Below are 15,717 nucleotides of genomic sequence, written 5' to 3'. Positions count from 1 at the left end.
TCCGGTCACCACTCCTGCTTCTCCGGTCGTCACTCCTGCTCCTCCTGTCGCAACTCCTCGACGGCACTGACCACCCCGTCGACGGTCGGGGTGTCGAAGAAGACGTCGAACGGCACCTCGACGCCGAGAGCCTGCCGGATCCGGGCGGTGATCTGCATGATCGTCAGCGAGTGGCCGCCCAGGTCGAAGAGGCTGTCGTCCGGGCCGATCTCGTCGACCCGCAACACCTCCTGCCAGATGCCGGCCACGACCCGGGTCAGGGCCACACTCTCCGCCGGGCCGGCAGCCTCGACCTCGGCGGCCGGCGGCGTGACCTGGCCGCGCTCCGGGGTCGGCAGGGCGGCCCGGTCGAGCTTGCCTCCCGGCGTACGCGGCAACCCGTCCAGCCAGCGGAGATCCCTCGGGATCATGTACCGGGGCAGCGTACCGGCGACATGCGCGCGGATCGGCGCCAGCTCGCCCGCGCCGACCAGATAGGCCACCAGCTCGCCGTCCCGGACCGCCACCGCCGCCTCGGCGACCCCTGGCGCGTCGAGCAACGCCCGCTCGACCTCGCCCAGCTCGATCCGGTGACCGCGCAGCTTGATCTGGTTGTCGGCCCGGCCGAGGAACTCGACAGTTCCGTCCGCACCGAGCCGTACCCGGTCACCGGTGCGGTAGTGCCGCCGGCCGGTACCGTCCGGCACGAACCGCTCGGCGGTGAGTTCCGGCCGCCCCCGGTAGCCCCGGGCCAGCCCGGCGCCGCCGATGCAGAGTTCACCGGGTACCCCGACCGGCACCGGACGCAGCCGGGCGTCCAGGACGTGCAGCGTGGTGTTGGCGATCGGCCCGCCGATGGTGACCCGGGACGGGTCGGCCGGTATCTCGGCGGCGGTGGACCAGATGGTGGTCTCCGTCGGGCCGTAGACGTTGACCAGACGGTCGACGAGCGGGCGCAGCCGCCGGGCGAGGGGGAGCGGCAGCGCCTCACCGCCGCTGAGCGCGGTGATCGGCGCCCCGGCCCAGCCCGCGTCGAGCAGCAGTTGCCAGCTCGACGGGGTCGCCTGCACGTGGGTGATCCCGGCGTCCCGGACGAGTCGGCCCAGCGCGCTGCCGTCCCGGGCGGTCGCGTCGGCGGCCACCACCACCCGGCCGCCGGTGCAGAGCGGCGCGAAGAGTTCCAGTCCGCTGATGTCGAAGGAGATGGTGGTCTGGTGCAGCCAGCGGTCCGCCGGGCCGGCACCGAGCAGCTCGGTCATCGCGGTGACGAGGTTGAGCAACGCCGGGTGGGCGATCTCGACGCCCTTCGGGCGGCCCGTCGAGCCGGAGGTGTAGATGACGTAGGCGAGCCCGTCCGGGTCGGTGGCGGTGGGCGGTGTCTCCGGCTCGGCGGCGAAGGCGGCCAGACCGTCGAGCGGCAGCAGCTCGACGGGTACCCCGCCGAGCGCGGCGGTCGCCTCGACGTGCCCGAGGACCAGCTTCACCCCGGCGTCGCCGAGGATGAACTCCAGCCTGCTCGCCGGATAGCCCGGGTCCAGCGGGAGGTAGCCGGCCCCGACGGCGAGGATGCCCAGCACACCGGCGACGAGTTCGACGCCCCGGCGGGGGCAGAGTCCTACCAGGTCACCGGCGCCGACGCCGTGCCGGCGCAGCCCGTGGCCGATCCGGTGCGCGGCGGCGACCAGCTCCCGGTAGGTCAGGGCGCCGTCGTCGGCGTGCACCGCCACCGCGTCCGGGCTGGCCTCGGCGGCCGCCCGGATCAGGTCCAGCACGGTGCTGGCGGGGCGCGGGCGCGCGGTGGCGTTCAACCGGTCGAGCAGCGCCAGCTCCGCCGGGACGAGCAGGTCCAGGTCGCCGACCGGGCGGTCGGGCTCGGCCAGTGCCGCGCCGAGCAGGGTACGCAGGTGTCCGGCGATCCGCTCGGCGTCGGCGACCGGCAGCAGCCGGGCCGGTACGAGCATCCGCCCGGTCAGCCCGGCCGGGGTGTCGACCAGGTGCAGGTGCAGGGCGCTGCGTACCGTCGCCGGGACGAGCAGCCAGTCCACACCGGACGGACTCTCGGTCGGCCGTCGGTAGCTGACCGAGACCGGCGCCATCGCCGGGCGCGGTGGCAGGCCGGGCAGGGCACGTCCGAGCGGTACCTCGCGGTGCCGGTATACGGCCCGGGCCTCGGCGCGTACCGCCCGGACCAGCTCGGCGAAGGGAGCCGCCAGGTCGATGCCGACGGTGACGGGCAGTTCGTTGACCCACATCCCGAGTTCGGGTGCGGTCTCCGGGGACCGGGTGGAGAGGTCGACGGCGACCGAGGCGGTGCCGTTGCCGTAGCGGGCGAGTACCACGTGCACGGCGGTGAGCAGCACCTCGAACCGGGTCACCCCGAGCGCCGCCGCCCCGGCGGTCAGCGCGGCGTCCAGTTCCCCGCCCCAGGCGAGGTCGAGTCGGGTGGCGGGCTCGGCGGCGCTCGGCGTACCGGTCAGTCCGGGCAGCAGCACCTCGTCGGCCGGGGCCGGGCGGGCGGACCAGAAGTCGCGGGCCGCCGGGAGCGCCTCGGCGATCCGGCCGGCCTGTGCCCGTACGGCGGCGCCCAGCCGGGTGGGCGATCCGGCGTCGAGCGGCCGGCCGGCGAGCGCCTCGGCCAGGTCGGCGACGAGTACGTCCTTGCCGCCGCCGTCGAGCACCAGATGGTGGGCGACGACCAGCAGCACCGTGCGGCCGTCGTCGACCCGCAGCGCCAGGCAGCGGGCGAGCGGGCCGGCGGTGAGGTCGAAGCCGACGGCGAGTTCGGCGGCGACGGCGGAGTCGAGCGCGTCCGCTTCGACCGCCCGGTGCGCGACCGGCATCGGGTCGGTGGGGGTCAGCAGCGGTGCGCCGTCCGCCTCGGCCACGGTCGCGGCGAGCAGCGGATGCCGGCCGGTCAGCGCGGCCCACGCCCGGTCCAGCACCGCCGGTGCGACCGGCTCCGGCACGGTCAGCGCCACCGCCAGCAGGTACGTCGTCGACGCCCCGCCGGCCCGCTCGGTGAACCAGACGCCCTGCTGGGTCAGGGTCATCGGGACTCCGACCGGTGGACCGGCCGCCGGGCCACCTCCGTCGGGTCCGGTGCCGACGACCGGGGCGCGCGCACCGGGCGGCTCGGGTGACAGGAGGTTCGGTGCCTGGGTCATGGCCTCGCCGTTCTCTCTCATGCTGCCTCCGGTGGGCGGCTGCTCGGATCCCCCGGAGTCGGGTCGGGCTGGTCGAAGAGGGCCCGCAGGCGGTGCTTGACCACCTTGCCGCCCGCGTTGCGGGGCAGTTCGTCGACGTGGACGATCCGGCTGGGCTGCTCGTGCCCGGCCAGCCGGCTGGCGAGGAACCCGCGTACCTCGGCGAGGCGCAGCGGGCGGGTGGTCACCAGCGCGGCCACCGGGGTGGTCCCGAGTACCGGATCGGGCAGGCCGAAGACGGCGGCCTCGACGATCTCGGGGTGCTCGTGCAGGGCCGCCTCGACCGCGACCGTGGAGACCTTGTCCGCACCGCTCTTGATGACGTCGCTCTCCCGGTCGACGAGGTAGAGGTAGCCGTCGCCGTCGAGATAGCCGATGTCACCCATCCGGGTCCAGCCGTCCCGGAACACCTGCCGGGTGGCCGCCGGATCGTCGTGATAGGACCGGGCGGTACCCGCGCAGCGCAGCCACACCTCGCCGGTCACCCCGGCCGGGCAGGGCCGGCCGTCCTCGTCGCGGACCTGGAGCGCCCCACCGGCGACCACCCTGCCCAGCGCGGCCGGGCGATCGGGCCCGAAGACCACGCTGGTCTGGGTCGGCGCCGCCTCCGTCGAGGTGTAGTAGTTGACGATCGTGGCGCCGGGCAGCGCGGCCGCCAGCCCGGTCGCCACGGCGGGCGGCAGGACGGCGGCGGTCGAGCCGAGCAGCACCACGCTGCTCAGGTCGTACCGCTCCAGCGCGCCCGAGCGGAGCAGTTCGATCGCCATCGCCGGCACCACGAAGACGCTCCCCACCCCGTGCCGCTCGATCAGCCGGGCGAAGTGGTCCGGGCCGAACCGGGCCGTCACCAGCATCCCGGCGTGTGCGTCGAGCGCGTTGAACAGCATGGTCTGGCCGGCGTTGGTGCCGATCGGAAAGGCGTGCAGGAACTGCCGGGAGTGGGCCAGCGCCCGCAGCGGCGGGTCGAGCCGGCAGCCGTGGGTCAGGTTGGCGTGTGTCGCGGTGACCCCCTTGGGTCGACCGGTCGTGCCGGAGGTGTAGAGGATCTGCGCCGGGTCACCGGGCCGCGGTCCGGCCGTCGGCTCCGCCCCGGGCAGCGTCGCCCCGGGCAGCGTCGCCCCGGGCAGCTCCGCCCCGGGCAGCGCCGCCACGTCGTCGGGGCCCCAGCGGAACCGGACCGGCACGTCGGGCAGCTTCGCGGTCGGCCCGTGCAGCAGCGCCGCCGCTCCACTGTGCCCCAGCATGTACGCCAGTTCCGCCGGGGCGCTGCGGGTGGAGAGCGGCACGGCCACCGCGGCGGCGGCGAGCACCCCGGTGTAGGAGCAGGCGTACCCGATCCAGTCCTGGGCGCCGTAGAGCAGCCCGACCCGGTCGCCGGGGCGTACCCCGGCCGCCCGCAGCCCGGCGGCGATCGCCTGGGTCCGGGCCTGCCAGGTGCCCAGGTCGAGGCTGCCCGCGCCCTGGCTGACGGCGACGTGCGACGGTTCGGTGCCGGCCCGGGCGGCGAGCAGTTGCGGCACGGTCAGGGCGACCCGGCCGGTTCCACCCAGCCGGCGGCCGAGGGCCGGCCGCGCCCCGCCGCCGGTAGCGACGCCGCGTCCCGCACCGGCGGCGCCCCCGGCCGAGGTGCCGCTCATCGGGCTGCCACCCGCTCGGCGGCCGGCCGCTGCGCCCCGGACTGCGCCCCGGACTGCGCTCCGGCGGGCTGGGCGGAGGCGGCGCGGCGGCGCAACGCCTCCACCCCGACCTGGTCGTCGGGCTGGGCGTCCGGGACCTCGTCGTCGAAGCGGGCGATCCGGGGCAGCCGCATCGCCACCAGCGCCACCGCCGCGATGGCGACCGCGAGCAGCAGGTAGAGCAGGCCGATGCCCCGGCCGTGCCCGACCCCGATGACCCGGCCGACCGTGCCGGCGAGCAGCCCGTCCGGGGCCATCAGCGGTTCGAGGAGGCGGGAACCGACCGGGCCGACCAGGGTCCAGCCGACCGGCAGGGTCGACCAGGCGATGACGGTGTTGATCGCGAAGACCCGGCCGTGGAACCGCTGTGGGATCTTGACCTGCACGATCGTGGTGTAGACGCCGTTGAGCAGTACCAGCCACATCGAGATGCCGAACGCGCCGACCGCGATCACCCACAGCGTCGGCCGCAGGCCGATGACGAGGCAGAAGCCGGCCAGCACCAGCGTGCAGCAGAGCACGGTGAAGAGCCGGCGATGCCGGGGCCCGCCCCAGATGCTCATCGCCAAGCCGCCGAGGAACGCCCCGACGCCGCCCGCGACCGAGACCTGGGCGACCTGGTCGATGCCGGCGAACGCCAGCACCAGTGGAGTGAGCATCATGAACAGCGGCGACAGGAACACGTTGAGGCTCATGAAGAACAGCAGCAGCGACCGGAAGCCCCGATGTCCCCAGGAGAGCCGCAGCCCCTCGCGGATCTCGGCGGTCAGGCTCTCCCGGCGCCGCCACGCCAGCGTCCGGGGGAACCGCACCAGCAGCACGATGACGATCGCGGCGGCGTAGCTGAGCACGTCGATGACGAGGATGCCGCCGAGGTCGATCACGGCGAGCAACGCCACCGAGAGCAGCGGCATCATGATGGTGGCGACGCCGGTCACCATCTGTACGACGCCGTTGGCGTGCCCGAGGTACTGCTTCGGCACCAGCTGCGCGATGGCCGAGTTGTAGGCGAGGCGCTGGAAGGTGAGCGACACCGACAGCAACGCGATCAGCGGATAGATGTGCCACACCTGGAGCGACCCGGTCCAGAGCAGGAGGCCGAGCAGCAGCTGGGTGCCGCCCGCGCCGACGTCGCCGCAGAGGATCACGGCACGTCTGCTGTACCGGTCGACGACGGCTCCGGCCACCGGCAGCACCAGCAGCCCGGGGACGAGCCCGGCGACGGCGAGCAGCGCGAAGTTCAGCAGCGACCCGGTCTCCTTGAGCACCCAGAGCGGCAGGGCCACGTCGGTGAGGGTCGAACCGAGGATGGAGACGAGCTGGGCGAGCGCGACGACCAGGAAACGCCCCATGCTGGGCTGCGGCCCGGCGGTGGCGACCCGGCCGGCCGACCGGGAGGTGTCGTGCAGCCACCAGGTCGGCGCCGCGCCGCGCGCCGGCCGGGTCAGCGGCCCGGTCCGCTCCGCCAGCACGGCGGGGCCGACGGTGGTGACGATCTCGGCCAGCTCCTCGGCCCGCCACCTGAGGAAGAAGTGTCCGGCCTCGTCGAGTACTACGACCGCGGCGCGGTCGGTCAGGAAGTGCCACTCGGTGAACCGTTCGGCGTAGAACTCGGTCGCCGGGTCCCGCTCGCCCGCCACCGTGACGACAGGCGCGCGGAGCCGTTCGGTGCCGGAGTGCATCAGCCTCGTGAAGTACGCCTCGGCGCTGTCGGAGTCCCGGCGCATGTTCCGGATGATTTGCCGGGCCTGGCCCGGCTCGATGTCGCTCATGTCGACGCCCATCGAGGTCAACCAGTTGGCGTACGCCTTGTCGGAGCGGATCGACTCCATCCGGGTCAGCCGGGACAGTGCGGTCCAGACCCGGCTGCGTGGCCGGGCGAACGGAAAGATCGCTCCGATGTAGACGATTTCGAGTTCCCGCCCGCGCTGCTCCAGACGGCGGGCGATCTCGACGGTGAGCGCGGAGCCGACCCCGCAGTGACCGTAGAGCGCCAGTGGCCCGTCGACCTTGGCCAGGATCTCCTCGGTGCAGCGCTCGGCCAGCTCGTCGAAGGGGAGCGCGGCCTCGTCCAGGCCGATGTCGTGGCCGGGGATGGCGACGGAGAAGAGTCGGTGCCCGGCCGGCAGCGCGTCGGCGAGCGGCTGGTAGACCACGGCGCTGCCGCCGCCGTACGGCACGCAGACCAGGGTGCGTACCCGCTGGGCGGTGGGCACCGGCCGGGTCAGCTCGTGCACCAGGTCCCGGGGACCGCGCTGCTCCGGCGGGGCGGCGACGAGCCGGGCCAGCTCGCGTACGGTGCGGTTGGTGAAGAGGTCCAGCACGGAGACGCCGGCACCGGCGGCCCGGCGCAGCCGCGCGACGACCTGGACGGCGAGCAGCGAGTGCCCGCCGAGATCGAAGAAGTCGTCGTCGAGACCGACCCTCGGCACGTCGAGCACCTCGGCCCAGACCTCGGCGACCAGGATCTCGGTGGCCGTCTCCGGCGCGAGGTACGGTGCGTCGAGGTCGCGTACCCGGGGCGGGGCCGGCAACCGCCGCCGGTCCAGTTTGCCGTTCGGGCTCAGCGGTAGCTCGGGCAGCTCGACGAAGGTCGCCGGCACCATGTAGTCGGGCAGCCGCCGCTTGAGGGCGAGCCGGAGCGCGGCGGTGTCCACCGGGGCGGACCCGACCAGGTACGCCGCCAGCCGCCGGTCTCCCGGGCTGTCCTCGCGGACGACGACGGCGGCGTCGCGTACCCCGGGCTCGTCGCGCAGCGCCACCTCGATCTCGCCCAGCTCGATCCGCAGGCCGCGCAGCTTCACCTGCCCGTCGATCCGGCCGAGGAAGTCGAGCGTCCCGTCCGGCCGCCACCGGGCCAGGTCGCCGGTGCGGTAGCGGCGTTCACCGTCCGGGCCGGTGCGGAATCTCTCGGCGGTCAGTTCGGGGCGGTTGAGATAGCCGTGCGCCAGCCCCACGCCGGCCAGGTGCAGTTCGCCCGGTACGCCGACCGGCACCGGCTCGCCCCGCTCGTCGAGCACGTACACCCGGATGTTGTCGATCGGTGCGCCGATCGGCACCCGGGCCGCGCCGGTCAGCTTCTCGGCGATGCAGTGGTACGCGGTCACGTCGATGGCGGCCTCGGTCGGCCCGTACAGGTTGTGCAGCTCTGCGCCGGGCAGCGCGGCGAGGGTACGCAGCGCCAGGTCCACCGGGAGTTCCTCGCCGCTACAGATGATCCGCCGCAGCGACCGGCACCGTCCGATCCCCTCCTCGGCCAGGAACACCGCCAGCATCGACGGCACGAAGTGCACCGTGCTGACCTGCTCGGCCGCGATCAGGTCGCGCAGGTAGCCGGCGTCCCGGTGCCCGTCCGGCCGGGCCAGCACCAGCCGCGCTCCGGCCAGCAGCGGCCAGAAGAACTCCCAGACGGAGACGTCGAAACCGGCCGGCGTCTTCTGTAGCACGGTCTCCGTTGCGGTGAGTCCGTAGCGGCGCTGCATCCAGTGCAGCCGGTTGACGACGCCGCGATGGCCGTTCGGCACCCCCTTGGGCTGCCCGGTCGAGCCGGAGGTGTAGATCACGTAGGCGGGGTCGTCCGGCCCGGCCAGCGGTTCGGGGGCGGTGCTGGCGGCGCCCGCCCAGCCGGCCGGGTCGTCGAGGGCCAGCACCGGTCGGTCGGTCGGCGGCAACGCGGTCGCAGCCGTCCCGGCGGTGAGTACGGCCACCGGGTCGGCGTCGGCGAGCACGAAGCCGAGCCGTTCGGCCGGGTGGTCCGGATCCAGCGGCAGGTACGCCGCACCCGAGACGAGTACGCCGAGCAGGGCGACGACCAGCTCCGGGCTGCGGTGTGCGCAGACCGCGACGAGCCGTCCCGGCCCGGCGCCGTGTTCGCGGAGCCGGTGGGCGACCTGGTTCGCCCGCTCGGCCAGCTCCCGGTAGCTCAGCGTGGTCCCCTCGAAGGTGACGGCCGGTGCCTCCGGGGTGGCGGCGACGCTGGCCTGGACCAGCTCGTGCAGGGTCGCGTCCGCCGGAAAGTCGGCGGCGGTGTCGTTCCAGCCGACCAGCACCTGTTCCCGGGCCGCCCCGCCGAGGGTGAGCAGGCGGTGCAGCGGCCGGTCCGGGTCGCGGGCGACCTCGTGCACGAGCTCGACGAAGGTGTCGGCGATCCGTTCGACCGTCTCGGCGTCGAACAGGTCGCGGCGGTAGACGAACGCGCCGGAGAGCGTCTCCCCGGCCACCAGGTCCAGCTCCAGGTCGAACCGGGTCGCCACCGCCTCGACGACGAAGGGCGCCACCGCCAGCCGCTCGTCCGCGCCGCCCGGGGAGGGCGAAGAGGCCGGCGGCGGCGCGGCGGGAGTGCGCATCGAGAGCGCGACCTGGAAGATCGGGGAACGGCCGACGTCGCGCGGCAGGTCCAGCTCGGTGACCAGCTCCTCGAACGGCAGCTCCTGGTGGGCGTACCCGTCCAGCACGGTGTCCCGGACCCGGGCGACCAGCTCCGCGAAGGTCGGGTCGCCGGTGGCGTCGACCCGGGTGACCAGCATGTTGACGAACATGCCGATCATCGGCTCCAGCTCGGCGTGGCTGCGCCCGGCCTGCGGTGACCCGACGGCGAAGTCGTGCTGCCGGGCGTACCGGGCCAGCACCGCCGCGTAGGCGGCGAGCACCACCATGAAGAGGGTGGCGCCGTGCTCGAGCGCCAGCCGGCGCAGTGCCGCCGTCGACCCGGCGTCCAGGTGCACGCCGACCGGCGCGCCCCGGAAGGCCGGCTCCGCGGGGCGCGGCCGGTCGGTGGGCAGTTCCAGCGGAGGTACTCCGGCCAGCCGGTCCCGCCAGTAGGCGACGTCGCGGTCCTGGGTACCGTCGGCGAGCCGCTGTCGCTGCCGTTCCCGCTGCCAGAGCGCGTAGTCGCCGTACTGCCGGCGAAGCGGTGGGAGGGGATCGGTCGGGGTGCCCGGCCCGGCGCCACCGGCGGCGGCGAGCAGGGTGAGGACCTCGCCGACGAGCAACTCGGCCGACCAGCCGTCGCAGACGATGTGGTGCACGGTGAGCGCGAGCACGTGGTCGTCGGGGGCGAGGCCGTAGAGGGCGGCCCGCAGCAGCGGACCCCGGGCCAGGTCGAACGGTTCGGCCAGCCGGGCCTGGACGGCGGTACGCACCCACGCCTCCCGGGCCGTCAGCTCGGCACCGGCCGCCTCGACGACCTCGAGCCGGATCGACACCGTGTCGTCGATGTGCAGCACCGGTCGGCCGTCGACGGTGGCGTCGAAGCGCATCCGCAGGCTCTCGTGCCGGGCCGCGACGGTCCGGAGAGCGGCTTCCAGTGCGGTCGCGTCGAGCGTCCCGCGCAGCCGCAGCACCACCGGGACGGTGTACGCGGCCGTACCGGGCGCGTACTGCTCCATGAACCAGAGCCGCTCCTGGGCGAGCGAGAGCGGCACCGTGGTCCCCGGCGGCCGGGCCGGGACGACCTCGGCCGGCGCGGCGGCCGGCCTGAGCCGGGCGGCGAGCAGCGAGCGTTTGGTGGCGGAGAGCTGGCCGGCAACGGCGGTCACGGCGGTGCCCGGCGCGGCGGTCTCCGCCCGGCGCCGGGTCGCGGTGTCGTGCTCCGGTGCGGCCGGGTGCGGCGGGATGCGGCCGGTCATGGTGCCCCCGTCCGGGCGGCGGCGAGTTGCGCCGCCGCCTCGTCCTCGGTGAGCCGGTCGATCTCGGCGACGAGTGCCGCCTCGACCGCGCGGGCGAAGCCGGCGACGGTGGGCTGCTGGAAGAGCAGCCGTACCGGCAGGTCCAGGCTGACGGCCGCCCGCAGCCGGGCGATCACCCGGACGGCGAGCAGCGAGTGCCCGCCGAGGGCGAAGAAGTCGTCGGCCACGCCCATCCGGTCGACCGGGAGCAGCTCGGCGAAGATCCCGGCGACCAGTTCCTCCGCGTCGGTCCGGGGCGCCTCGAATTCGGCCCGGGACTCGTCGGCGATCGAGGGCAGCGGCAGCGCCGCGGTGTCGACCTTGCCGTGCGGGGTCAGCGGCAGCGCGGCCAGCGGCACCACCACGCTCGGCACCAGCGGCGCGGGCAGCCGGTCGGCGGCGTGGGCGCGGACGTCGGCAACGGCGGCGGTGCCGGTCACGTACGCGACCAGCGTCTCGCCGAGGGCGGTGACCACGGCCTGGCCCACCTCGGGATGCCCGGTCAGCACCGCCTCGACCTCACCCGGCTCGACCCGTACCCCGCGGATCTTGAACTGCCGGTCGAGGCGGCCGAGGAATTCGAGTACGGCTTCGTCCCGGCGCCAGCGGGCCCGGTCACCGGTGCGGTAGAGCCGACCGCCGCCGTACGGGTCGGGGCGGAACCGCTCGGCGGTCAGGTCGGGCCGGCCGAGGTAGCCGTCGGCGAGCCCGGCACCGGCCAGGCAGAGTTCGCCGACCGCCCCGCGTGGCACCAGCCGCCCGGCCTCGTCGAGCAGGTACGCCCGGACCCCGCCGATCGGCCGCCCGATCGGTGGCCGGCGAGCGGTGTCGGCGGCCCCGAGGTCGACCGCCGTGGCGATGATCGTCGCCTCGGTCGGCCCGTACGTGTTGGTCAGCCGGATCCGGTCGCCGTGCCGGTCGCGCCAGCGGGCGACCGAGGTCGCGTCCACCTGTTCACCACCGAGGATCACCAGCCGCAGCGCGGCCGGCCAGGCCGGCACGAGGCCCAGCAGCTCCTGCCAGTACGCGGTCGGCAGGTCGAGGACCGTGATCGCCGGGTCGGCGGCGAGCAGTTCCGGCAGCGACTGCGGACCGTCGGGGAGCAGCACCAGGGTGGCACCGGCGGCCAGGGTGGGCCAGATCTCCTCGGCATGGGTGTCGAAGCTCAGTTCGGCGAACTGCACGACCCGGTCGGTGCCGGTCAGTCGGTACGCGTCGACCATCCAGCCGACGCGTGCCGCCAGGGCGGCGCGGCCGACGAGCACCGGTTTCGGGGTACCCGTCGAACCGGAGGTGAAGAGGACGTAGCCGGGGTCGGGCACGCAGGTCGGTGCGGTCGAGCCGGGCCGGAGACCCTCGACGGTGAGTACGGCGGCGACGGCGGCCTGCCCGACCAGCGCGGCGCGGCGCCGGGGCGGCAGTCCCGGGTCGACCGGCAGGTAGCCGGCGCCGGCCCGCCAGGTCGCCAGCAGGGCGACGACCAGATCGGGACCGCGCGGCAGGCTCACCCCGACGAGCTGCCCGGGCCGGACTCCGGCGGCCCGCAGCGCGTCGGCCAGCTCCCCGGCACGTGCCCAGAGTTCCCGGTAGCTGACCTGTTCGGCGCCGCCGACCAGGGCGATCGCCTCGGGTGCGGCGTCGACCGCCCCGGCGATGCGGGCGAGCAGCGGCGGGCCGTCGGCGAGGACCGGCCCGGTGCCGATCCGGGTCAGCTCGGCCCGGGCCGCCTCGTCGACGAGCGGTAGCGCCCGCACCGGGGTGTCCGGGTCGGCGAGGACGGCGCGCAGCACGGCGGTGAACCGGTCGGCGAGGCCGTCGGCGGTGGCCGGTGCGAACAGGTCGGCGCTACAGGTGAGCAGGATGTCCATCCGGACGTCGTCGGACCGGGTGTTGATCGCCGTCGAGCTGACGAAGACGTCCATGGCGACGTCGGTGACGGTGCGCCGCGATCCCTCCCCGAACGCCTCGACGGCCAGCCCCTCGAATCCCTCGAAGCCGGTCGCCGAGACGTCCATCGTGGAGTGCAGGGTGAAGGCGGCCTGGAAGAGTGGGTTGCGGCTCGGGTCGCGCGGCAGGTCGAGGTCGGCGACGAGCTGCTCGAACGGGATCTCCTGGTGGGCGAAGGCGGCCAGGCAGTTCGCCCGGGTCCGCAGCACCAGGTCGCGCAGCGTCACGTCGCCGGAGAGGTCGCCGCGCAGCACCAGCATCCGGGTGAAGTAGCCGAAGACCGACTCCGCCGCCACGTCGTCGCGGCCGGCGACCGGGGTACCGACACAGATGTCCTGCTGACCGCTGGCCTGCGCCAGGGTCAGTTGGTAGACCGTCATCAGCAGCATGAACGGGGTGCAACGCAGTTGCCGCGCCGTGTGCTGTACCGAGGTCCACAGCTCGGCGCCGAACTCGCGGACCACCGACACGCCCGCCGAGGTGCGTACCGCCGGGCGTGGCCGGTCCAGCGGCAGTTCGAGTACCGGCGGCCGGGCCAGCGCCGTCCGCCAGTACCCGAGTGCCGCCTCGTCGACGCCCTGCCGGGAGCGGGCGTGGTCGAGGTAGCGCAGGCCGGGCGCGGCCGGCTCGACGCCCCGGTACGCCTCGGCGACCTGCCGGTAGAGCAGGTTCATCGACCAGCCGTCGCCGACGATGTGGTGCACGGCGGTGCAGAGCACGTGGGTCCGCGCGTCGAGGCGCAGCAGCCCGACCCGGATCAGGTGCCCCTCGGCCAGGTCGAAGGGGCGGCCGATCAGCTCCTCGACGGCCCGCCGGGCCTCGTCCTCGCTGGAGACGTCGGCCCGGTACACCGGCGTCGCCCGTGGCGCCAGCACCTCCTGCGCCGGTACGCCGCCGGACTCGACGAACCGGGTCCGCAGGCTCTCGTGCCGGGCGGTCACGGTGTCGAGGGCGCCGAGCAGCCGTTCGACGTCGAGGTCGCCCCGGAGCAGCACGGTGGTGGAGATGGTGTACGCGGCGTCGCCCGGGTCGAGCCGGTCGAGGAACCAGAGGCGCCGCTGTGCCGGGGTCAGCGGGCCGCGGTCGTGTTCAGCCATGGCGTGCCCGCCCTCCGTGGGACGGCTCCGGGACGCCGGGTCCCAGCAGCCGGTCGAGCAGTCGCGGCAGCTCCGGGTGCCGCCAGTCCGGGAAGACGGCTGTCGCTCCGGCCGCGCCGACCGACGCCAGGTAACCCCGGTCCGGCACGGTCGGCATCGCCACCACCGGACTGCCGGCCGACCGGGCGGCGGTGATGCCGGTGACCGAGTCCTCGAAGACCAGTTGGCCCGCCGGGGGGACGCCGAGCCGTCGCGCGGTTTCCCGGTAGACGTGCGGCGCCGGCTTCAGCTCCGCTACGTCCCGTGCCGTCACCACCCGGTCGGCGCCGAAGAGCGGGAGCAGCCCCGCCCGGCGCAGGATGCCGAGCGCGGTCCCGCGTTCGGTGACGGTGCCGACGGCCATCGGGACACCCCGGTCGGCCAGCCGGTGCAGGATCTCGGCCGCACCGGTACGCGGCACGATCTCGTCGACGGCACCGACCAGCGAGGCGAAGCACCGGCGTTTCGCGGTGAGCACCTCGGCCGGCGAGACCCCGGTGCCGGCCAGCGCCGCGACCTCCGCCGCCAGCCGTGCGTCGGGGCCGCCGACGAAGTGCGGGAGCCGGCGCAGCGCCTCGTCCCACCTGAGCGCGACCCCGACCTCCCGGGCGGCCCGCAGCAGGGCGTCGTGGTGAAACCGTTCCAGGTCCACCAGGGTCCCGTCGAGGTCGAAGGCGACGGCGGACGGGCGAGCGGGGTGCTGCTGCGGGCCTACCAGCTGAGGCTGACCCGCTACCGGCCGGTTGCCGGTCACCGCCGTCCACCGCCTGGCGCGGATCCGAGGTCGGGTGGTGCCACCGTCGCCGACCCGGGGCGGGTCAGGCTGACGACGGCCATCTCGTCGTCCTCGTGGGAGATGACGGCGGAGTATCGGGGAGTGAGCATCGCGAGGAGGTAGTCCAGGTCGTCGATCATCCCGATCCCGTCGGCCGGATCGCGGCGGAGCCCCTTCGACAGCACCAGCAGCGCCACCTCGGCGATGCGGAGGCTGTCCAGGATCAGCGCGGAGAGGTCGATCGGGGTGAGCATGCGCCACAGGTCGAGGTGCACGGCGTAGTCGAAGGAGCCGTCCGGGTACGGCGTCCGGACGCCGAACAGGTGCGGATTGTCCGGCCCGTACGCGACGGCGTGGTCGATGCTCGTGCCACGGCCCGCCGACGCCGCCGTGCCGACGTCGTACCCGATCCAGAGACTGCTCGCCGCGTCCGGCAGGCCGACGGCCTTGCGTACGGCGTCGCCGGTGACCCGGGCCGGGTGGTCGCGGACGAACTCCCGGCACTCCTCGTAGAACGGCAGCGTCCGGGCGACCCGGCGGTGGTTGTCCGACGGGTGGGTGAAGAACTCGACGTCGTAGTGCCGGAACTTGTCGACGAGGTACGGCAGGACAGGCTTGGTGTTCTCCCACTCCGTCGCCCAGTCCCGGAAGTGCGGGGTGTGGTAGCAGACGGCGCCCGGGTCGTAGCGGAAGCGGCTGCTGTCCCGACCGAAGTGCCGGTAGATCCGGTAGGTGAAGTCGGTGTCCTCGTATCCCCACCGGACGAACGCCTCGTCGAAGCCACCGACCTGGAGGTAGAGCTCGCGGGGGAGCGAGAGGTTGTGCGTGAAGCCGAACATCCAGCCGGTACGCCGGTAGACGTCGAAGCCGCCGTCGGCCCGTCCCGGCAGGTCGCGGTGGTCGCCCTCCATCGGCAGCAGGTCGGCCTCGTCGGGTATCGCCTGCCGCAACCGGGTGAACGTTCCCCAGCTCGGCTCGATCCGCCGGCCGTAGACGACCTCGGCGTCCGGCCCGCCGGCCCGGCGCAGGTGCCGTTGCACGAGGTCCGGGGCGGCGTAGGAGTCCGCGTCCATCAGGAGCAGCAGGTCGGCCCGGGACCGGGCGACCCCGGAGTTCCGGGCCGCCGACCGCCCCCGGTTGGTGTCGTGCCGGACGTACCGCAGTCGCAGGTCGGCCTCGTGCCGACGGACCACCGCACGGACGTCCTGGGCCGAGGCGTCGTCGACGACGATCACCTCGAACCCGTCCCGGTCGGCGGTCTGCCGGACGAGGGACCCGAGGGTCAGGTCCAGGCAGGTGACCTGGTTGTAGGTCGGCATGATCACGGAGAGCACG

General features: G+C 74.5%; 6 protein-coding genes. All 6 read right to left on the bottom strand.

Annotated features, from left to right (window positions below; all coding sequences use genetic code 11):
• Positions 1 to 29: 29 nt before the first annotated feature.
• Positions 30 to 3,029, bottom strand: a complete 3,000-nt coding sequence (locus V1634_RS26165) for a non-ribosomal peptide synthetase (RefSeq protein WP_331210549.1) — start codon at positions 3,027 to 3,029, stop codon at positions 30 to 32.
• Positions 3,030 to 3,160: 131 nt separating this feature from the next.
• Positions 3,161 to 4,819: a class I adenylate-forming enzyme family protein gene (locus V1634_RS26160; protein ID WP_331210548.1), complete on the bottom strand. Its 1,659-nt coding sequence runs from the start codon at positions 4,817 to 4,819 to the stop codon at positions 3,161 to 3,163.
• Positions 4,816 to 10,485, bottom strand: a complete 5,670-nt coding sequence (locus tag V1634_RS26155) for a non-ribosomal peptide synthetase/MFS transporter (protein ID WP_331210547.1) — start codon at positions 10,483 to 10,485, stop codon at positions 4,816 to 4,818. The genes V1634_RS26160 and V1634_RS26155 overlap by 4 nt, the downstream gene beginning before the upstream one ends.
• The gene (locus V1634_RS26150; RefSeq protein ID WP_331210546.1) at positions 10,482 to 13,568 is read right to left on the bottom strand and encodes a condensation domain-containing protein; all 3,087 of its coding nucleotides are present in this window, start codon (positions 13,566 to 13,568) and stop codon (positions 10,482 to 10,484) included. The genes V1634_RS26155 and V1634_RS26150 overlap by 4 nt, the downstream gene beginning before the upstream one ends.
• A complete protein-coding gene (locus tag V1634_RS26145) occupies positions 13,561 to 14,361 on the bottom strand; it encodes an HAD family hydrolase (protein WP_331210545.1) in 801 nt (266 codons plus the stop codon). The genes V1634_RS26150 and V1634_RS26145 overlap by 8 nt, the downstream gene beginning before the upstream one ends.
• Positions 14,358 to 15,716, bottom strand: a complete 1,359-nt coding sequence (locus tag V1634_RS26140) for a glycosyltransferase family 2 protein (RefSeq protein ID WP_331210544.1) — start codon at positions 15,714 to 15,716, stop codon at positions 14,358 to 14,360. Before V1634_RS26140 ends, V1634_RS26145 begins: the two co-directional genes overlap by 4 nt.
• Position 15,717: the final 1 nt, after the last annotated feature.

The sequence above is a fragment of the Plantactinospora veratri genome (genome assembly GCF_036421995.1).
Taxonomy (GTDB): Bacteria; Actinomycetota; Actinomycetes; order Mycobacteriales; family Micromonosporaceae; genus Plantactinospora; species Plantactinospora veratri.
This window is presented reverse-complemented; position numbering and strand designations above follow the sequence as displayed.